The sequence below is a fragment of the Prolixibacter denitrificans genome, assembly GCF_003014495.1.
Classification (GTDB): Bacteria; Bacteroidota; Bacteroidia; order Bacteroidales; family Prolixibacteraceae; genus Prolixibacter; species Prolixibacter denitrificans.
The window spans coordinates 42,722-61,460 of the sequence record NZ_PYGC01000001.1; the positions used below are offsets into that span (position 1 = coordinate 42,722).

Here is an 18,739-nt window from a genome sequence, read left to right on the forward strand (position 1 = left end):
GTAATAATAATTAGGCGTTACGCTCTTCCAATGTTTTCAATACACCAGAAATTGTTGAACCTCCAGACTGAAGAGCCGAGATAAGATTCTTGGCCGGTGACTGGAGCAGTGCGATAACGTCTGCAAGCAATTCTTCTTTCGATTTGATATTTACCAATACTTCCAACTGATCGGCACCAACGTAAGTTGATTCTTCAACATAAGCACCTTTCAATACAGGTTTCTTGTTTGCCTTAGCGAACTCTTTGATGAGTTTTGCCGGTGCATTACCAGTATTGCTAAACAGAATGGATGTATTTCCTTTCAGTACATCATAAAGCGTCTCAGTTTCTTTTTCAGAATTCTCGAGGGCTTTACGGAGCAGCGTATTCTTAACTACAATCAGTTTTACTTCACGCTTGTGACACAACCGCCGTAAGTTACTTGACTTTTCGGCATCCAGGTCAGCTATATCGGCCAAGTAAAAATGACTGTATGAATTGATCTGCTCGGTTAATTGATCAATAACCTCTATTTTTTCGGATCTTTTCATCGCAATTATCTTTTACTTAGTCCAAGCAAGACTTAGGTTCAACCTGAATCCCTGGGCTCATGGTACTCGAAACATAAATGCTTCTAATATAAGTACCTTTTGCAGCGGCGGGCTTTAATTTCTGAATGGTATGTACAAACTCGCGGATGTTCGCCTCGATTTTATCCGATTCGAATGATACTTTTCCAACTGAGGTATGAACAATACCATATTTGTCAACTTTGAAGTCGATCTTACCCATCTTTACTTCTTGGATAGCCTTACCAACTTCCATGGTAACGGTTCCACTTTTGGGATTGGGCATCAGACCACGAGGTCCAAGAACACGACCCAACTGACCTACTTTTCCCATTACCGGAGGCATGGTGATCACAACGTCTACATCGGTCCAACCGCCTTTGATTTTCTCGATGTATTCATCCAGACCAACATAATCAGCACCTGCTTCTTTGGCTTCGGCTTCCTTATCAGGAGTTACCAGAGCCAGCACTTTTACTGACTTACCGGTTCCATGGGGCAAAGTCACAACACCGCGTACCATTTGGTTGGCTTTCCTGGGATCGACCCCGAGACGGACGTCTATATCAACCGAAGCATCGAATTTGCTACTGGTAATTTCTTTCACCAGCGATGACGCTTCTTCCAAAGTATAGACTTTCCCGGCTTCGAGTTTCTCCAAAGCAGCCTTTTTATTTTTGGTAACTTTTGCCATTTGGACGTTTACTTTTTTAGTTATTAAATGGAGAGTCTCCGGTTACGGTAATCCCCATACTCCGAGCGGTACCGGCAACCATACGCATCGCCGATTCCACGGTGAAACAGTTCAGGTCAGTCATTTTGCCTTCGGCAATTTCCTTCACCTGATCCCATGATACCTCTCCCACTTTGTTTACGTGAGGCTCCGAAGATCCTTTCTTAACCTTTGCTGCATCAATAAGCTGAACTGCTACAGGCGGTGTTTTTACGATAAAGTCGAATGACTTATCGGCATACACGGTAATTACTACCGGTAATACTTTGCCTGCCTGCTCCTGCGTTCTGGCATTAAACTGCTTGCAGAACTGCATGATGTTCACCCCTTTGGCACCAAGGGCCGGACCTACGGGAGGTGAGGGATTAGCTGCACCACCTTTAATCTGTAATTTAATTAATCCAGCAACTTCTTTTGCCATAACGTTTTTTTAGAAAAAGTTACGTTACTCCTTTTCTACTTGCATAAAGCTAAGCTCCAAGGGAGTTTTTCGACCGAAAATCTTCACCATTACTTTCAGTTTCTTCTTCTCCTCATTGACTTCTTCAATGATTCCGTTGAAACCGTTAAATGGTCCGTCGGTCACTTTGATGGTCTCACCAACAACGAACGGCACTTCAAAACCTTCGCCACTTTCCTGAAGCTCGTCGACTTTACCAAGAATCCGGTTTACCTCTGACTGACGCATCGGAACGGGATCGCCGCCCTTCGTGTCACCCAGAAAACCAATCACATTGGTAATATTCTTTAGCATGTGTGGAATCTCTCCCACCAATGCTGCTTCAATCAGGACGTAACCCGGGAAGAAGTTGCGTTCTTTTGCCACTTTCTTTCCGTTGCGGATTTGATATACCTTTTCCGTCGGGATTAAAACCTGTGAAATGTAATCCTGAAGACCAGCATTCGCAACTTCACTTTCGATATATTCTTTTACCTTCTTTTCTTTTCCTCCGATGGTTCGAAGAACATACCATTTGCGTTGAATTTCACTCATTACGGTCCTCCAGAATCAAATTAATAGAATAAACTGTAAATAAATTTCATCGCATTCTCGAAAACGAGATCGATCAAAAATATAAACAGTGCGATTATTAAGGAAGCAACCATTACTACTACTGCACTATTCTGTAATTCCTTCCAGGTTGGCCATGTTACTTTGTGCACCAACTCGGTATAGGCTTCAGAGAAATAAGATTGTATCTTCATATCCGAATTTAATTCGTTTTGTTTCTCTTTACGAGATTGTCGGGTAATAAGAGTCGAACTTATCATCAAAAAAAACTGCCCCAAACCGGCCTACCCGTTGTAAATACAGTCCCGGACATAACATCCGGGACTGCTTTATTGTTTAAGCTTTATGCATTCAAATTACTCTACAATTTCAGTAACCTGACCGGCACCTACGGTACGACCACCTTCGCGGATTGCGAAACGCAGACCGAGGTTCAATGCTACCGGGTAAATCAGCTCAACAGTAATTGATACGTTGTCGCCAGGCATTACCATTTCAGTTCCTTCAGGAAGAGAAATCTCACCGGTTACGTCAAGCGTACGCAGGTAGAACTGCGGACGGTATTTGTTGTGGAAAGGAGTGTGACGACCACCTTCTTCTTTCTTCAGTACGTAAATCTCAGCTTTGAACTTGGTGTGAGGAGTGATTGAACCCGGCTTAGCCAGAATCATACCACGCTTGATTTCTTTCTTATCAACACCACGCAGCAACAAACCTACGTTATCACCAGCCTGTCCGTCATCAAGAATCTTACGGAACATCTCAACTCCGGTACATACAGTCTTACGACCTTCAGCACCCAAACCAATCATCTGCAGCTCGTCACCAGTGTGAACAACACCAGTTTCGATACGACCTGTAGCAACGGTTCCACGACCAGTAATAGAGAATACGTCCTCTACCGGCATCAGGAAGTCTTTGTCGATGTCACGCGGAGGCAGCGGAATCCAAGTATCAACTGCATTCATCAGTTCCATTACTTTTTCTTCCCACTCTTCTTCACCGTTCAGTGCACCCAAAGCAGAACCCTGAATAACAGGAGTATTGTCACCGTCGAATTCGTAGAATTCGAGCAGTTCGCGTACTTCCATCTCAACCAGCTCCAGCAATTCCTCATCGTCAACCATGTCAACTTTGTTCATGAAAACAACGATACGAGGAACGTTTACCTGACGAGCCAACAGAATGTGCTCACGAGTCTGAGGCATAGGACCATCAGTAGCAGCTACCACAAGAATAGCTCCGTCCATCTGAGCAGCACCAGTTACCATGTTCTTTACATAGTCGGCGTGACCAGGACAGTCAACGTGCGCATAGTGACGGTTCTCAGTCTGGTACTCTACGTGAGCAGTATTAATAGTAATACCACGCTCTTTTTCTTCAGGTGCATTGTCAATAGAATCGAATTCTTTTATTTCAGACAATCCCTTTTTTGCCAAAACTTTAGTGATTGCAGCTGTAAGTGTTGTCTTACCGTGGTCCACGTGGCCAATGGTACCAATGTTCACGTGGTCTTTGGACCTGTCGTAATGTTCTTTAGCCATAACTCCAAAAATTAGATAGTGTGTTTTAAATTTTCTATTTGTTAATCATCTAATCTTTTTACGAGCCGATGACGAGAATTGAACTCGTGACCTCTTCCTTACCAAGGAAGCGCTCTACCCCTGAGCTACATCGGCAAAATTAGAGCGGGAGACGGGATTCAAACCCGCGACCCTCAGCTTGGAAGGCTGATGCTCTATCAGCTGAGCTACTCCCGCAAAAATTTCACGTGGGGAGAGCAGGATTCGAACCTACGAAGGCATAAGCCAGCAGATTTACAGTCTGCCCCAGTTGGCCACTTTGGTATCTCCCCAATTCAATAAAAATTCCAATGAACCTTAGTACTGTTTTCCTGATAAACTGAGCGTTTTAAAGACAAGAGAACCCCCGCATTCATCTAGCAAACAGCCATTTACCCTCGATAGTTACGTTTAATTCCAAGCTACCTGCCCAAACTACGTCCCTATACACAGAACAAACCATTTCTAAGGAATTCCTCCCTAAAAATGGTTTGCAAATGTAAAAATTTTTTTGCCTAAAAAGCAAATTTACCACACTTTTTTTAAATTATTTAGCCTTTAGTTTTTCCTTGTATTTCTTGAGCTGACGACGCAATGCATCGATCGCCAAATCGGTCGCTTCCTCGAAGGTTCGGGCCTGCTTTTTGGCAAAGAGGTTTTCATTGGAAGGAACGGACAGTTTTATCTCCGATACTTTGTTTTCCTTTTCCTCGTCGTTTACCAGTTTCAGCACTATATCGGCACCGATAATCCCGTCAAAGAACAAGTCCAACTTGTTTACTTTTTTTTCACAAAATTCGATCAGCTTCTGATCGGCTTTGAAATGAACTGCTTGTACTTTAACGTCCATAATAGATCCTCCATTCGTTTAAGCTCTGGGGTGAGCTTGTTTATAAACTTCTTTTAGCTTCTCAAAAGATGTATGGGTGTAGACTTGCGTTGCTGCCAGGTTAGCGTGTCCTAACAACTCCTTGATTGCATTCAGGTCAGCCCCATGATTCAAAAGATGCGTGGCAAAAGTGTGCCGCAGGATATGCGGACTTTTTTTATCGAGTGTGGTAACTTTAGCCAAATGTTTTTTCACAGAACGATAGACCAGCTTATCGTAAACCGGTTCACCGGCTGCTGTCATAAATAAAAAACAAGACCCTTCTCCGAAAAGTTCACGCCGTTTGGCAATATAGGTGGTCAAATCGCGATTTATTTCACGTGGGTACGGAACTAACCGCTCCTTGTTTCTCTTCCCCAGAACTTTCACCATACATTCGTTTAGGTTCAGATCTTCCGTTTTTATGGCTCGAAGTTCCGCCAGGCGAATTCCGGTTCCGTAAAAGAGGCTTATCATGGCCTTATCACGAAGGCCTTCAAAATCATCACTGAAATACTTCCCGTCCAACAACCGGTTGATTTCGGTTTCCTGAAGAAACGAAGGAAGACGTTTACTTACCCGGGGCGCAATAACACGATCCATGGGGTTTGTCTCCAGCAATTCTTCCCGCATCATAAACCTGAAATAAGTCTTCAGCGTAGAAAGTTTCCGATTAACGGTCCTGGCCGAAATATCCTGCTCCATCATGGAAATAATCCACTGTCGGACCAGGTGAAAATCGACCGCCTCTAAACAAAAATCCTCCACCAATTCATTCCCGAAAGAAATAAACTGATCGAGGTCTTTTTTATAGGCCGCCAGCGTATGTGGCGAATAACGCTTTTCGTATTTCAGATAATTCAGAAATGATTCCTGATTAAACATTGAAAAGGGTTAAAGAGATTTAAATTCAAGATACGAAAAATTTCGCACCCATTTTACATATCTCAGCCCTTAACATGCCTTAATCTTCCTCACGCTGCATTTGCTGAATATAGATCGCTTTTTTAATCTCCGTGCGACGCTCAACCGAAGGTTTGGTATATGCCTGACGACTACGCAGTTCTTTTACTACTCCGGTTTTTTCAAATTTTCTTTTGAAACGCTTGAGAGCACGTTCAATGTTCTCTCCTTCTTTCAAGGGAATTACAATCATACCGTTTCCTTATTACTTATTTATTCGAGTTTCTTTATTATTCCTGATTTCGGGTCGCAAATTTATGAATATTCCGTTACGAATCAAACTGTCAGCACCAAATAATTAGTACCAACAACAAATTATGCTGCCGAAAATTACGGCGCAAAGATAATGTAAGGTTGTAGTTTTTCAACTTTTTCAGGAAGGAAAATATCGTCCAGCGCTTCGAAACCTTTAATCTTCCCCTCTTTTTCCCTTCTGTTCACTACCGCTTTGGCTTCACGGTAGTTGATATACGGATGACGGGCCAAATCGCCCAGCGAGGCAAAGTTGATTTGAATGGACCGCACAGAATCCGCCGTTACCTTTAGATAAGGAACAGCCCGGTCATAATGCTCCGGTCTCAGACCATACACTTCTCTCAATTGCCCAACCGAATAATATCCGCCCAACAGCCTGCGATATTTCACAATTCGCCCAGCCAGCACCGGACCAATTCCCGGTAGTTTTTCCAAACTGACAGAATCGGCACTATTTAAATCGAGAACCGGAATCACTTTCTTCTTTACCGGAACCGCCGCTCGCACCTCGCTCTTAGCACTTGCCACTAACGTACGGACAGGTTTAACCTCTGTACTTTTTATAGCCCGAGGTGTTGCATCTTCTTTCATCCGGACAAAAGGAATAAGCTTTTCGCTGACCGAATCGGGTAAACCATAAATTTTCCCGATATCTTCCGGTTTCCGAAAATGTCCTCCTTTGCGCAGATAGTTCGCCCAGTTCGATGCCGGCTTTTCCGCAATTCCCATTGCCAACAACTCCTTTCGGGAAACCTTGTTAGGATCGAACGGAACAGGATGCAGCCGATATTTCTCTCTCAAAAGACTATCGCGTTTTTCCTGATAAGCCGTCACCTGCTGTTCCCATTCGGTGAAATCATATTTCGGAGATGAAACAATAACAGGCAACAACAGATTAATTGCTACCATTACCAATAAAATGGCAAGCAAAATCAAAACTCCATTTTTCTCTCTTTTCGAGAAACTGAAATATGTACGCAGAAACGGAAATTTCATAGATCAGATGTCCTGGATTGACAACTTCTATAATTAAAGTTACAAAAAAAGCTTCCTGTTAACCAGAAAGCTTTTCACGGAAGTTGATATTTTCGATTTAAAATTTCAGAATTCCAAGACTATTCAAAAAGACAAAGGCAATAGCCACCGGCGCCAGAAACTTGATGATGAAATAATATACCTTAAAGAGTTTTTCGTGCCCACTTTCCCCTTCAACGCCATCTTTTACTGCCGCCTTCTTAAGAATATAACCGGCAAAAATGGTAATCAACAATCCGCCGAAAGGCAACAGAATGTTGGATGAAACATAGTCGAACAAATCAAATGCCGTCTTATCAAACAGGGTATTATCTTTTAACGGACCGTAGGACAGGGCACTCAACACTCCCAAAACACCAACTGTAGCCCCGGACAGCCAAGTCGCTTTCTTACGACTAATCTTTAACTCCTCAGTAAAATATGCTACAATCACCTCCAGCAATGAAATGGAAGACGTGAGTGCAGCGATGACAAGCAGAACAAAGAATAACAATGCGAAGAAGTATCCTCCCGGCATCTGCTGGAAAATATTAGGTAAGGTTATGAATACGAGTTTAGGCCCTGCATCCGGCTCGATATTGAAAGCAAAAACGGCTGGAAAAATAGCGACTCCGGCCAACACGGCTATCAGTGTATCGGCTAACGAAACAGAAGCCGCTGTGCTCATTAGTCTTTCCTTCCGGTTAATGTAGGAGCCATAAGTTATTATGGTTCCCATCCCGAGACTAAGCGAAAAGAAAGCTTGCCCCAGGGCTTCCAAAACCGTGTTGGCACTTAGCTTACTGAAATCGGGTTTGAATAGAAAATCCAGCCCTTCCCCTGCGCCGGGAAGGGTAATCGCACGAATGTCGAGAATAATAATGATCACCAGCAAAACCGGCATCAGGATTTTCGTATACTTCTCAATCCCCTTCTGAACACCTGCCACAACAATCGCCGCTGTCAGAAAAAGAAAGATAAGCATCCAAACTACCGGCCAGACTGAACCTGAAACAAAATCGTTATACATCGCATTCAACTCTACCGGCGTTTTCCCCGTAAAGCCATTTTTAACGGCCTGAAGTGTGTACTCCAACGTCCATCCGGCTACTGCACTGTAAAAGGATAAAATAAGGAATGCTGCCGCTACGCCCATGATGCCGACTGCCGGCCATCCGGTTTTCGGGGCAAGGAATTTAAAGGTACCGTAAGCATTTCGTTGAGCGCTTCTTCCAAGTGTCATCTCGGTTAGCATTAGCGGAATGCCAATGAGAACAATGAAAAACAGGTACATCAGGAAAAACGCACCTCCTCCGTTTTCTCCCAGCACATAAGGGAATCGCCAGATGTTACCGAGTCCGATGGCCGAACCGGCCGCTGCAGCGATAACTCCAAAGCGACTTGAAAAGCTGTCTCTGTTGCCTTGCATAAGGTAGTCAGTGTTAGTTTGAAGAATGAGACTACAGGTAATCTCTATTTAGAATAAATAAAGTTATTTATAATCAAGTTATTATAGCGGGCAAATTTGTCACTTTTTTTCGAATTGCCCAAGAGCATCCCCATGCTGCACAATGCATATAAACACAAAAAAACCACCCGAAGGTGGTTTTCATGATATAAGAGAAATAAGAAAATTTCGCTATTAGTTGCGATCCAAAGCGTTCAGTGCTTCGAAAGCTTCTTTCAGGCGATCGATAACACCTTGCTCGCCGGCACGCAGCCATACACGAGGATCATAGTATTTTTTGTTTGGCTTTTCTTCGCCTTCCGGGTTACCAATCTGCGATTGCAGGTAGTCGTGGTTTTTAGCTTCGAATTCACGAACACCATTCCACATAGCCCACTGAGTATCGGTATCGATATTCATCTTGATAACACCATAACCGATAGCTTCGTGGATTTCTTCCGGTTTGGAACCTGAACCACCGTGGAATACAAAATTAACCGGCTTCTTGTCTTCAAGACCCAGTTTTTCAGCAATGTAATCCTGAGAGTTTTTCAGAATAATCGGACGCAATACGACGTTACCTGGTTTGTAAACTCCGTGTACATTACCAAATGAGGCTGCAACAGTGAAGTTAGGAGATACTTTGCTCAATTCAGTGTAAGCATAGTAAACGTCTTCCGGCTGAGTATAAAGCAATGAATTATCGATTCCGGTATTGTCAACACCGTCTTCTTCACCACCGGTGATACCCAACTCAATTTCGAGGGTCATACCCATTTTGCTCATGCGAGCCAAGTATTTTTTCGAAATCTCGATGTTTTCTTCCAGTGTCTCTTCTGACAGGTCGAGCATGTGCGAACTGAACAACGGTTTTCCGTACTGCTCAAAGTGCTTTTCACCAGCATCAAGCAATCCGTCAATCCAGGGCAACAGTTTTTTTGCTGCATGGTCAGTATGAAGAATTACATGTACTCCGTATGCCTCGGCAACAGTATGAATATGTTTGGCAGCTGAAATTCCTCCAAGAATAGCAGCTTGCTGACCTTCGAGTTTCAACCCTTTACCTGCATAAAAAGAAGCACCACCGTTTGAAAGCTGGATGATGACCGGTGAGTTAACAACTTTAGCAGCTTCCAATACTGCGTTAACTGTATCGGTTCCGGTTACGTTTACTGCCGGAAGAGCAAAGTTGTTCTCTTTAGCTACTTTAAAAATGGTCTGAAGGTCTTCCCCGGTTACAACACCAGGCTTAATGTTTTCGAATAATTTTGCGCTCATAGCTCTTATTTTACAGGTAGATGTAACTTACTATTAATAACCTAATTCTCGTGGTTATCATGTTAAATAACCGGTTGCAAAGGTACGAATAAAAAATGGAATAATGTTTTACAACACCTGTTAAAACAACGTTAAAAGGGATAGCCAATTGCGAAGGTAACATTGAAATCATCAGATGTTAAGGGGCGGCTGCCAACGATCCATCTGGAGCCTTGCGGCAAGGATGGATCGCGCAATTTCATACCAACATCCAACCGAAAGATAACATAGGAAAAATCGAAGCGGAAACCGGTTCCTGTTCCAACAGCCAGCTCTTTGTAGAACTGTCCTAACCGGAATTCTGTTCCAGGGCGGTTATCATTCAGCGACCAGATATTTCCCACATCGAGGAAAAGAGCCCCTTCCAGCATACCAATCATCTTGTAACGGTATTCGATATTACCTTCGAGTTTGACATCTCCGGTCTGATTGGGAAAAGCATTCGGATCGGCTTTGTAACTACCCGGACCAAGTGAACGGACCGGCCAGGCCCGGATATCATTGGCTCCACCGGTGAAATATTTCCGTTCGAACGGAACCTGCTTCGAGTTACCATACGGAACAGCAATTCCACCAAAACCACGAATGACTACCGTATTGTATTTATCGAGCACCCAACCCCGGCGATATTCCAAATCGGTTCGGAAATACTGGGCAAACGGTGTTCCCAGAAATTTGTACTGCCCTCCAGCCAGTGAATCGGTCAGTTCCTGTGGGCGATTCGCCAGTTTACTGTATGCATACAAAGTATTTCCCGCCGTTTCGAATGAGGCCCGCAGATACTTGTAGTTGGTTCTCTTCTGCAGACGCTGAGTATTGTATGTATAAATATAATTAAGCGACGAAATAGAGTGGTCAGTATATGAACTGCGGATATACAGGTTCTCGATGGAAGCTATAAACTTCGGATCGTAGGAGAACATTTTCACCAGGTTAAAATCGAGCAAATTGATCCGGTGTGTCGAATATTCAGACGATTTCCACTGGTATCCAAAACTAGCCCGGGCAATAGTACGCGTATAATCAGGGCGACGCTGATAATTGTAAGCCAGGTTGAAAAGTGTCTTGGGAGTGGAGTATTGAAACAGCCGCGTAGAGCGAAAGGGTGCTAAAAATTTAGGCAACGTAAGTTTCGTGTCAATCCCGGTTTCCAGTGTATTAAAGAACTTGACAGAATCCTTCACACCATAACTTTGCCGCTCGGTTGCACCCCGTAATTGTACATCGAGAATCTCTCCCCCCTTGAATAGATTGCGGTGCTGATAATTCAGGTTACCGGCGACTCCCAGGTTGCCCGACGAGTTGGTCCCTTCCAGCGCAAATGAATACGACTGTTTCGACGAGGGAGTCAACTGAATGACACAATCGAGCATCGGATTCCCCAGCGAATCACGTTTTCCGGTTTCTTCAAACTGAATATTAATCACTTTGAACAGACGCAACAACGATAATTCATTGTATGTACGTTCTACCTCACTCACTTTATAATATCCCGCATCGCCAATGTGATTGGCGTTCATAAGTAAATCAGGGCGGAAACGCAGCGAATTCTTGTAAATGAAGTAATAATTATCAACTTTCAAAGTATCCTGCGGAACCATATCCAGATTCAAATGCTCTCCGAACAAGGCCTTCCGCGGTTCATATTCCGTCAGGAAATAAAAATTCCGAAATGTAAATTTTTGATGTGGCTGGTATTCCACATTACCAAGCGAATCCTGAAACTCTCGTTCTCCCACCAGCATCGTAACTGCCGATTGCCGTTTCCCCAGCGTAGTATCAGCCTCGTATGAAATACTATTCCGGTTCATCCGGTAGTAGCCCTGGTCTTTCAATGTCCGAACCATTCGCAGTCGCTCACTGGCCAGCTTGTCCATGTCTAGATTTTCGTCTTCATGAATGGTCGACAATGACGAATCTTTGTGAACAATAGTCCGGAGCGAGTCGTCCAGTACATCGACTTTGTAACGATCGATGGTATACGGTTGATTGGCGGTAATCCGGTAAACGACTTCGGCTTTTTTCTTTTTCCGGTAAACGGTATCGGTCACCACAGCATCGTAATAACCTTTGTTGTGCATGTACCGTTTCAACTCCTGGTCGGAGCGTTTGGTCAAAAACGAATCGTAAATAACCGGAGCTTCCCCGATTCGTTTCAGCCAGCCATCACTCTTCTTTCGTGAAGACAAATTGTAAAGTGCCAGGTGAAACTTCCAAAACCCGAGGATGGATGTATTGGGAGTTTGTCGCAGATAATTTTTTAAATCCTGTTTATCAACCTGCTTCGTATCGACATCCACTTTCACTTTATTCAACAGGTATTCATCCTGCGGAACAAATTTGGTCGTCCGGCACGAAAAAAGTAACAAAACCAGAAAGGCCAATCCGGAAATCAGCTTTATTATTCTCAACAAATCCTTCAATACTTCAAAAATTGGAAACCTCACAAATATAGTGAACTCAATAATTTAAAATCGTTTATTTTTGTTGAAGTTTAATGTCTAAAACAGTATAGCCGTTTGCTCTCAAAAAACAAAATAAAACAACTTCGTTCGCTTCATCTGAAAAAATTCAGGCGCAGTGAAGGTCTTTTCGTTGCTGAAGGCCAAAAACTTGTTCTCGATCTTCTCGATTCGAAAATGGAGGTAAAGGAAGTATTCTGTACTCCGGAGTTAATCTCCACCGTCGAAGGGAAAGGATTTAATCCGAAGAATATTCATTCCTCAGAATTGGCGGATTTAAAGAAAATCTCCCAGCTAAAATCATCACCTGATATTGTCGCCACTGTGCAAATTCCCGAAAATTCACTCTCGTGGGAAGAAATTGCCGGCGATTTGTGCCTGGCTCTCGACGGTGTTCAGGACCCGGGCAACCTGGGAACCATTATCCGGCTGGCCGACTGGTTCGGCATCCGAAATATTCTTTGTTCGGAAGATACAGTCGATTTATATAACCCAAAAACAGTACAGGCCACGATGGGCGCGATTGCCCGCATCAGGCTGCACTACGGAAATCTGACCGGTTATCTTCAACGCGCCAACGAAATGGAAATTCCGGTATACGGCACATTTCTCGAAGGCCAAAACATTTATTCCGCGCCTCTTTCTCCCAACGGAATTATCGTGATGGGTAACGAAGGAAAAGGTATTTCGGAAAGTGTCGAGCCGTTCATTCAGCATAAAATTCACATCCCTAATTTTCCGGCTAACCGGGAAACATCCGAATCACTGAACGTGGCCATGGCTACTTCGATAACCTGTTCCGAGTTCAGACGCCGGATGATGCCCCGCAAACCTTAACCACCGCTTCGGCACATCGTTCTCCGTCAATGGCGGATGAAACAATACCTCCGGCGTAGCCCGCACCTTCACCGCAAGGAAAGAGTCTTGACACCTGTACATGTTCCAGCGAAATTTTGTCCCGCGGAATTCGTAGCGGCGACGATGTGCGCGATTCTACGCCCAGGATGAGCGCATCATTTGTGAGAAATCCGTTGGCTTTTCGCCCGATTTGAACAAATCCCTTTTGCAGTTTTTCACGAATGACTCCGGGCAACCATTCATGCATCGGCGATGACTGAATTCCTGGTCGGAAGGATGTCTCCGGCAAGTCTAATGACAGTCTTCCTTTCACGAAATCATCTAACCGCTGGGCCGGCGCCAATTGCGAACGGTTAGCCTGCCGAAAACACTTCTGCTCTAAATCGGATTGAAAATGCAAGCCGGCCAACTGTTCAAAACGCTTGTAGTTTTTAGGGATGTCTTCCAACCGAATCTCCACGACGATTCCCGAGTTAGCAAACCTTCCGCCCCTTCCCGAAGGCGACATGCCATTCACCACTAACTCTCCGGGAGCGGTCGCTGCAGGAACAATCACTCCGCCGGGACACATGCAAAAAGAGTAAACGCCACGCTGCTCTACCTGTTCGACAAAAGAATAGCTGGCAGCCGGAAGAAATTCGCCTCTGGGCCTACCATGATACTGGATCGAATCAATCAGCTCCTGCGGATGTTCAACCCGAACGCCCATGGCAAAAGGCTTGCCTTCGACAACCAGATGTTTGTCGTGCAGCATTTGATATACATCACGGGCCGAGTGGCCAGTCGCCAGAATGACAGCTTTCCCTGTCAATTCTTGCCCATCCGCGAGTTTTACTCCGGTAGCCTTTCCGTTCTGCACCGTAATATCGGTTACCCGCGAATGAAAATGAACTTCGCCACCAGCTTCGACGATGGTTTCGCGCATCGCGGTTACAACCCGGGGTAATACATTCGTTCCGATGTGCGGATGAGCGTCAATCAGAATATCGTCCTGAGCACCGTGAAAATGAAGAATTTCCAGAATGCGATTAACGTCTCCGCGCTTTTTTGAGCGGGTATACAGTTTTCCATCAGAAAAAGTCCCGGCTCCACCTTCTCCGAATCCGTAATTGGAATCCGGATCGACCTGCTGATCGCGATGAATAGCTGCGATGTCGCGTTTCCGCTCGCTGACACTTTTTCCCCGTTCCAGAATAACCGGCTTCATCCCCAGCTCAATGAGCCGAAGTGCCGCGAACAAACCGGCCGGACCAGCACCGACAATAATAACCGGTTCAGCTTTCGTAACATCGGGATAGATTTTTTCGGATGGCTTAAGGGGTTCCGGTTCCTCATCGACGAAAGCGAGAATGCCCAGGTTGATTCGAATGTCGCGACGGCGAGCATCTACCGAACGACGACGAATAACGATGCCGCGAACGCGTTCCTCTTTCATCCGCAATTGCGAAGCCACGATTCGTGACAACTGCTTCTCATCCGCTGCCTGCTTCGGGCTAACGGAGATGTTGATCTCTTTCTGCAACTTACTTCTTTATATAAAGACTTACGATTCCTGTAAAAGGAATTTTCCGTTACAAAAATACAAACATTCGAGCCTTGCCTGACGAGGAATTATTCAAAATAGAAGATAAGGGAAAAGACATTGGAAGTGAGCCGTTCGACAGCAAATCCGTAGTAAGGAATTCGATTTTCATCTGTACCGATGCTGTGATCGATTAAGTTATCGACGCCCAACGACACCCTGAACTCAGTAGATAACCGAAAAAACTGCAGGTAAGAATCCAGCCCCATCGCGAAATCGACATAAGCGCCGGTTTTGTACATATGCAACACGCGCTCGGCGGCACGTTTATTCTCCAGGTCGATGCGATAAGTTCCGCCCAGGTAGATGTATGGGCGCAGGTTGCCATAGCGTTTTCCTTTCAGCCGCACTCCTACCGGGATGTCAATATAAGTGGACGGAATATTGAGATACGATTTCTCATCCAGACCATTCGTTCCCAGCCCATTTAATATCTCCTGGTTGATGGTATCGTTATAGACCAGCTGCCGGCTTCCAAAACTCATTCCCGGAGTGATGCGCAAATCGGCAAATTCAGTCAAACGAAAATTAGAAACAATTCCTACCGAGAATCCGGGAGAAATCGGATCGACATCCACGCGGATGGAGCGCCCTCTGTAGTATTGCTCTGTCTTACTCTTAACTCCAGCATTTTCGGGAAGCTGCAGAACGGGATTCTGTGCAATTGGATCGGGATAGAACCGGAAACCAAAATCCATCGCGTTTACGCCCAGAAAGAAACCAAAATGAATGGGTCGATCATCAAAGCTTGATAAACTCTGCACTCTCCCAAACTGGGCATAAGTAATATTACCTACCAGCATGAAGGCAAGTAAAAGAAGTAAATATCTGGACTTTTGGTAAATCATCTGTTTCCCGTTAAGGTGCACCTTTTTTCTATGATCAATAACACGATTTTTAAGTGTTTATTGCTCACTCCGCTAAAATGTATTCCCAATTCGCTTTCAGGAATACTCCTGTTATTTATCGCCCAGGTATATCGTTGCGATACCGAAAGTCAAGCGGTACTCGCGCGTATTTTTGAAGCCGGCGTTTCGCATAATAGCCAAAAAATCGGAACCATCAGGGAAAGCCTGTACCGATTCAGGCAAATAGCTGTAGGCCGTTTTGTCTTTCGAAAAAAAGCGTCCCCAAAACGGGAGAATCCGGAACGAATAAAAATGGTACAGCTGCTTCATCGGAAAACTTCGCGGCTGCGAGAACTCCAGAACACATGTAACACCACCGGGTTTTAAAACGCGATGCATTTCTTCCAGACCTTTGCTCAGGTTCTCAAAGTTTCGAACGCCAAACGCTACCGTGATGGCTTCAAAAGTTTCCTCTTTGAACGGGAGATTTTCAGAATCGCCCTCCAGCAACTCAATTGTTCCATTGAGTCCTAAACGCTCCATCTTTTTCCGTCCCTCAGCCAGCATCCCGGTCGAGATATCGACTCCGGTAACTTTATCCGGACTCAATTTCAGCGCTTCGATGGCAAAATCACCGGTCCCCGTAGCAATATCCAGCATCTGTTTCGGCTGATACGGCTTCAGTAACCTGATGGCTTTTCGCCGCCACCCCTTGTCGATACCAAATGAGAGGAAGTGATTCAAAAAATCATAACGAGCAGCTATACTATCGAACATAGCTGCTACCTGCACCTTTTTACTGGTGTCAGAATCTTTATAAGGAGTTACCACAAATTTCAGGTTTATTCCGTCTCTACATTTTCTGTCATCTTGTCCACAAATCCGTAGGAAGTGTCATCGATGCGAATCTCTCCGCGCGTAACGTGTCCTAACGTGAAGAAGGGCAATTTATGCTCACGAAGGTAGTCGACCAGTTCATCTTCTTTATCTTGCGAAACACAAGCGATTACACGTCCCATCGATTCACCGAACAGGAAAGCATCCTGACGGATTTCCGCATCGGTGGTGATATCAAAGCCCAGGTCGTTGGGAAGCGAGGCTCTCAGCAACGTGAAGAACAAACCTCCGATTCCTACCGGACTTAATGACTCCACCAGGTTGCGTTCGGCCAGGCCTTTTACCAAATTCATCAGCTGTTTCTCCAGATCGAGATTGAACTGCATCAACGGCCACTCTTTTATTTCATGATAATGATCGAGGTATTCCGATGCATTTACATCATCATACGATTTCCCGATGAGGAAAATATTGTTCCCTTTCTTTTTGAACTTTGGCGTAATCAACTGCGCATCCTTCTTCATTTTTCCCACCATGCTCACAATAAGCGTTGGCGGAATATTGGCTCGCTCGCGGGCATAATCGTAAAAGATTTTCCGGTGCGAAATCTGCAAACCAAATGCTTCGGCTGCTTTCTCCAAACCACTCCGGGCCTCCTGAACCAACTGCTGATCCATCGGGTCCGACAATTCCACATGGTTGAGCATTACACTCATGGCCACTGGCTCTGCGCCGTAACACACCAATCGTCTGACGGCTTTGGCTACCAGAATTTGAGAAGCGACTTCCGGCTCAACGATCATCCGCCGGTGATCGGCATAAATGGTTAACGAGAACATCCGGTTTTCTCCGTCGATCTCAAAAATTCCCGCTTCACTGGTGTCATCTTTTCCTAACTGCGAAGGATCATCCACCATGGCAGAAAAATCGTTGAAGAAGTTGACCGGCGAAAGATGCGGTATGGCCACCATGGAATAAATGACACTCTGTAAGTTGTCCGGTTCGGGAACCAGATCAATGCTAAACGGCTTTTTTTCTTTTTCGTACATGTGCTTTGAAGGTTTGGTTATAGCCAAAGATTCCTCCTCAAAATTAGCGAACCGATCATTTTATCCTAAAAAATCGTCGTTATTTTTTAATTTCGGCACTAAAACTGAACATTATGAGAAAGATTGCCATCGTAACCGGGGCTACTTCCGGCATTGGTGAAGCAACCGCCAAAATACTGGCCCAAAATGGCTTTAACCTGATTATTACAGGCCGGAGAAGCGAAAAACTGAAAGCTGTTGAAGAAGAGTTGCTGAAGATTGACGATACGAAAGTCCTCAGCCTTGTCTTCGATGTACGAAATAACGATGAAGTGCAAAAAGCACTCTGCAACCTTCCGGCAGAATGGAGCAACGTTGATGTGTTGGTCAACAACGCAGGACTTGCGGTGGGTACCGAACCTGCACACGAAGCCGTTGTCGACGATTGGGAACGCATGATAGACACCAACGTGAAAGGCCTGTTGTATGTCAGCCGTTGTCTGACTCCGGGAATGGTAGAGCGCAAAAAAGGACACATTATTAATATATCTTCCATTGCCGGAAAAGAAGCGTACCCCGGAGGTTCGGTGTATTGTGGAACCAAGCATGCAGTGGGCGCTATTTCAAAAGCCATGCGGATTGAGTTGGTACAACATGGAGTTAAGGTTAGTACGATTAGTCCCGGAATGGTGGAAACTGAATTCTCCCTCGTTCGCTTCAAAGGGGATGAAAGCAAAGCTGATAATGTATACAAAGGACTTACTCCGTTGTACGCGCAGGATATCGCCGAAACCATCTTGTTCATGGTCACCCGTCCTGCCCACGTTAATCTAGACGATGTACTGATTATGCCGACTGATCAGGCCAGTGCCCGTGATGCACGGCGCGACCAATAAGCGGTAGCAATTTGTTGTTCAGAAAAATGCAGAAGCCAGGAGCAAAATTCCGGCAAAAACATTTTTCGAGGTAAAGAAGATTAAATCCCGTACATTTGTCGGGTATCAAACATTCAATATTTAGATAATGAAAATTGAGGTTTCCAACGGAGAGATTGCAGATAAACTGACCATCATCGAAATTAAACTGGAACGAATTTCGGATGAAGCAAAACTGGTGAACCTGAAAAAGGAATACGAAGTGCTGAATGAAGCCGTTTCCCAAATCATCGACAAAAAAGACGCGTTGTACAAGGAATTGTATGACATCAATTGTCAGCTTTGGGACATTGAAGATCGAATCCGCGACCTGGAACGCAACAAGGATTTCGGGCAGGATTTCATCGAAACAGCGCGTGCCGTTTATTTCACCAACGACAAACGTTCGGACGTAAAAAGGCGCATCAACGAAAAAACAGGTTCCAACCTGGTCGAAGAAAAAAGCTACGAAGACTATCAATAGTTTTT

Annotated in this window: 20 protein-coding genes and 3 tRNA genes; 3 read left to right on the forward strand and 20 right to left on the reverse strand. The window is 44.7% G+C overall.

The features are described 5' to 3' along the window. Positions 1 to 10 precede the first annotated feature (10 nt). The 16 genes from rplJ to tamL form a co-directional block, all read right to left on the reverse strand. Positions 11 to 532, reverse strand: a complete 522-nt coding sequence (gene rplJ, locus CLV93_RS00135) for a 50S ribosomal protein L10 (protein ID WP_106540149.1) — start codon at positions 530 to 532, stop codon at positions 11 to 13. A 16-nt stretch (positions 533 to 548) separates the two neighbouring features. Beyond that, on the reverse strand, positions 549 to 1,244 hold the full coding sequence (gene rplA, locus CLV93_RS00140; RefSeq protein ID WP_106540150.1) for a 50S ribosomal protein L1: 696 nt from the start codon (positions 1,242 to 1,244) through the stop codon (positions 549 to 551). 16 nt (positions 1,245 to 1,260) lie between these two features. Continuing rightward, a complete protein-coding gene (gene rplK, locus CLV93_RS00145) occupies positions 1,261 to 1,704 on the reverse strand; it encodes a 50S ribosomal protein L11 (protein WP_106540151.1) in 444 nt (147 codons plus the stop codon). Positions 1,705 to 1,728: 24 nt separating this feature from the next. Further along, positions 1,729 to 2,277, reverse strand: a complete 549-nt coding sequence (gene nusG / locus CLV93_RS00150; protein WP_106540152.1) for a transcription termination/antitermination protein NusG — start codon at positions 2,275 to 2,277, stop codon at positions 1,729 to 1,731. 20 nt (positions 2,278 to 2,297) lie between these two features. Next, positions 2,298 to 2,555: a preprotein translocase subunit SecE gene (gene secE / locus CLV93_RS00155; RefSeq protein ID WP_308788916.1), complete on the reverse strand. Its 258-nt coding sequence runs from the start codon at positions 2,553 to 2,555 to the stop codon at positions 2,298 to 2,300. 96 nt (positions 2,556 to 2,651) lie between these two features. Continuing rightward, entirely contained in the window at positions 2,652 to 3,839 is a 1,188-nt protein-coding gene (gene tuf / locus CLV93_RS00160) for an elongation factor Tu (RefSeq protein ID WP_106540154.1), read from the reverse strand. 63 nt (positions 3,840 to 3,902) lie between these two features. Further along, a tRNA-Thr gene (locus CLV93_RS00165) sits at positions 3,903 to 3,974 on the reverse strand. Between the two features lie 8 nt (positions 3,975 to 3,982). Then, positions 3,983 to 4,055: transfer RNA gene (locus tag CLV93_RS00170), tRNA-Gly, on the reverse strand. Between the two features lie 12 nt (positions 4,056 to 4,067). Then, positions 4,068 to 4,150 (reverse strand) — tRNA-Tyr (locus CLV93_RS00175). Between the two features lie 254 nt (positions 4,151 to 4,404). Beyond that, positions 4,405 to 4,707 carry a ribosome hibernation-promoting factor, HPF/YfiA family gene (gene hpf, locus CLV93_RS00180; RefSeq protein ID WP_106540155.1) on the reverse strand — a complete coding sequence of 101 codons (303 nt, stop codon included), beginning with the start codon at positions 4,705 to 4,707 and terminating at the stop codon, positions 4,405 to 4,407. Between the two features lie 18 nt (positions 4,708 to 4,725). Beyond that, the gene (locus tag CLV93_RS00185; RefSeq protein ID WP_106540156.1) at positions 4,726 to 5,610 is read right to left on the reverse strand and encodes a tyrosine-type recombinase/integrase; all 885 of its coding nucleotides are present in this window, start codon (positions 5,608 to 5,610) and stop codon (positions 4,726 to 4,728) included. Between the two features lie 79 nt (positions 5,611 to 5,689). Further along, complete coding sequence (gene rpsU / locus CLV93_RS00190) at positions 5,690 to 5,881, reverse strand: 30S ribosomal protein S21 (RefSeq protein ID WP_106540157.1); 192 nt, start codon at positions 5,879 to 5,881, stop codon at positions 5,690 to 5,692. Positions 5,882 to 6,018: 137 nt separating this feature from the next. Further along, positions 6,019 to 6,939: a helix-hairpin-helix domain-containing protein gene (locus CLV93_RS00195; protein ID WP_106540158.1), complete on the reverse strand. Its 921-nt coding sequence runs from the start codon at positions 6,937 to 6,939 to the stop codon at positions 6,019 to 6,021. Between the two features lie 97 nt (positions 6,940 to 7,036). After that, the gene (locus CLV93_RS00200) at positions 7,037 to 8,386 is read right to left on the reverse strand and encodes a sodium-dependent transporter (RefSeq protein WP_106540159.1); all 1,350 of its coding nucleotides are present in this window, start codon (positions 8,384 to 8,386) and stop codon (positions 7,037 to 7,039) included. Positions 8,387 to 8,599: 213 nt separating this feature from the next. After that, positions 8,600 to 9,682, reverse strand: coding sequence for a class II fructose-bisphosphate aldolase (fbaA, locus tag CLV93_RS00205; protein ID WP_106540160.1), 1,083 nt, complete (start codon positions 9,680 to 9,682; stop codon positions 8,600 to 8,602). Between the two features lie 131 nt (positions 9,683 to 9,813). Beyond that, the gene (tamL, locus tag CLV93_RS00210; RefSeq protein WP_146141920.1) at positions 9,814 to 12,135 is read right to left on the reverse strand and encodes a translocation and assembly module lipoprotein TamL; all 2,322 of its coding nucleotides are present in this window, start codon (positions 12,133 to 12,135) and stop codon (positions 9,814 to 9,816) included. Positions 12,136 to 12,240: 105 nt separating this feature from the next. Here tamL and CLV93_RS00215 point away from each other — a divergent pair, with 105 nt between their 5' ends. Next, the gene (locus CLV93_RS00215) at positions 12,241 to 13,020 is read left to right on the forward strand and encodes a TrmH family RNA methyltransferase (RefSeq protein WP_106540162.1); all 780 of its coding nucleotides are present in this window, start codon (positions 12,241 to 12,243) and stop codon (positions 13,018 to 13,020) included. On the opposite strand, the gene CLV93_RS00220 is transcribed toward CLV93_RS00215, so the two are convergent. The 4 genes from CLV93_RS00220 to CLV93_RS00235 all read right to left on the reverse strand — a co-directional run bounded on the left by CLV93_RS00220 (position 12,989) and on the right by CLV93_RS00235 (position 17,357). Continuing rightward, positions 12,989 to 14,563 (reverse strand): NAD(P)/FAD-dependent oxidoreductase, encoded by a 1,575-nt coding sequence (locus tag CLV93_RS00220; protein ID WP_106540163.1) that lies wholly within the window; start codon positions 14,561 to 14,563, stop codon positions 12,989 to 12,991. The genes CLV93_RS00215 and CLV93_RS00220 overlap by 32 nt on opposite strands. Positions 14,564 to 14,652: 89 nt before the next feature. Continuing rightward, complete coding sequence (porT, locus tag CLV93_RS00225; RefSeq protein WP_106540164.1) at positions 14,653 to 15,471, reverse strand: type IX secretion/gliding motility protein PorT/SprT; 819 nt, start codon at positions 15,469 to 15,471, stop codon at positions 14,653 to 14,655. Between the two features lie 111 nt (positions 15,472 to 15,582). Further along, entirely contained in the window at positions 15,583 to 16,302 is a 720-nt protein-coding gene (gene ubiE / locus CLV93_RS00230) for a bifunctional demethylmenaquinone methyltransferase/2-methoxy-6-polyprenyl-1,4-benzoquinol methylase UbiE (protein ID WP_106540165.1), read from the reverse strand. Between the two features lie 11 nt (positions 16,303 to 16,313). Next, on the reverse strand, positions 16,314 to 17,357 hold the full coding sequence (locus CLV93_RS00235; protein ID WP_106540166.1) for an AIR synthase-related protein: 1,044 nt from the start codon (positions 17,355 to 17,357) through the stop codon (positions 16,314 to 16,316). 113 nt (positions 17,358 to 17,470) lie between these two features. Between CLV93_RS00235 and CLV93_RS00240 the strand changes: the two genes are divergently transcribed. Beyond that, entirely contained in the window at positions 17,471 to 18,232 is a 762-nt protein-coding gene (locus tag CLV93_RS00240) for an SDR family oxidoreductase (RefSeq protein ID WP_106540167.1), read from the forward strand. A gap of 127 nt (positions 18,233 to 18,359) precedes the next feature. Continuing rightward, the gene (locus CLV93_RS00245; protein WP_106540168.1) at positions 18,360 to 18,734 is read left to right on the forward strand and encodes a DUF6165 family protein; all 375 of its coding nucleotides are present in this window, start codon (positions 18,360 to 18,362) and stop codon (positions 18,732 to 18,734) included. The last annotated feature ends 5 nt before the right edge of the window (positions 18,735 to 18,739 follow it).

What these genes read in the sequence shown, in the direction of transcription:
- rplJ (WP_106540149.1), bottom strand. Translation starts at nt 532, where the DNA reads ATGAAAAGATCCGAAAAAATAGAGGTTATTGATCAATTAACCGAGCAG.
- rplA (WP_106540150.1), bottom strand. Translation starts at nt 1,244, where the DNA reads ATGGCAAAAGTTACCAAAAATAAAAAGGCTGCTTTGGAGAAACTCGAA.
- rplK (WP_106540151.1), bottom strand. Translation starts at nt 1,704, where the DNA reads ATGGCAAAAGAAGTTGCTGGATTAATTAAATTACAGATTAAAGGTGGT.
- nusG (WP_106540152.1), bottom strand. Translation starts at nt 2,277, where the DNA reads ATGAGTGAAATTCAACGCAAATGGTATGTTCTTCGAACCATCGGAGGA.
- secE (WP_308788916.1), bottom strand. Translation starts at nt 2,555, where the DNA reads ATGATAAGTTCGACTCTTATTACCCGACAATCTCGTAAAGAGAAACAA.
- tuf (WP_106540154.1), bottom strand. Translation starts at nt 3,839, where the DNA reads ATGGCTAAAGAACATTACGACAGGTCCAAAGACCACGTGAACATTGGT.
- hpf (WP_106540155.1), bottom strand. Translation starts at nt 4,707, where the DNA reads ATGGACGTTAAAGTACAAGCAGTTCATTTCAAAGCCGATCAGAAGCTG.
- CLV93_RS00185 (WP_106540156.1), bottom strand. Translation starts at nt 5,610, where the DNA reads ATGTTTAATCAGGAATCATTTCTGAATTATCTGAAATACGAAAAGCGT.
- rpsU (WP_106540157.1), bottom strand. Translation starts at nt 5,881, where the DNA reads ATGATTGTAATTCCCTTGAAAGAAGGAGAGAACATTGAACGTGCTCTC.
- CLV93_RS00195 (WP_106540158.1), bottom strand. Translation starts at nt 6,939, where the DNA reads ATGAAATTTCCGTTTCTGCGTACATATTTCAGTTTCTCGAAAAGAGAG.
- CLV93_RS00200 (WP_106540159.1), bottom strand. Translation starts at nt 8,386, where the DNA reads ATGCAAGGCAACAGAGACAGCTTTTCAAGTCGCTTTGGAGTTATCGCT.
- fbaA (WP_106540160.1), bottom strand. Translation starts at nt 9,682, where the DNA reads ATGAGCGCAAAATTATTCGAAAACATTAAGCCTGGTGTTGTAACCGGG.
- porT (WP_106540164.1), bottom strand. Translation starts at nt 15,471, where the DNA reads ATGATTTACCAAAAGTCCAGATATTTACTTCTTTTACTTGCCTTCATG.
- CLV93_RS00235 (WP_106540166.1), bottom strand. Translation starts at nt 17,357, where the DNA reads ATGTACGAAAAAGAAAAAAAGCCGTTTAGCATTGATCTGGTTCCCGAA.
- CLV93_RS00240 (WP_106540167.1), top strand. Translation starts at nt 17,471, where the DNA reads ATGAGAAAGATTGCCATCGTAACCGGGGCTACTTCCGGCATTGGTGAA.
- CLV93_RS00245 (WP_106540168.1), top strand. Translation starts at nt 18,360, where the DNA reads ATGAAAATTGAGGTTTCCAACGGAGAGATTGCAGATAAACTGACCATC.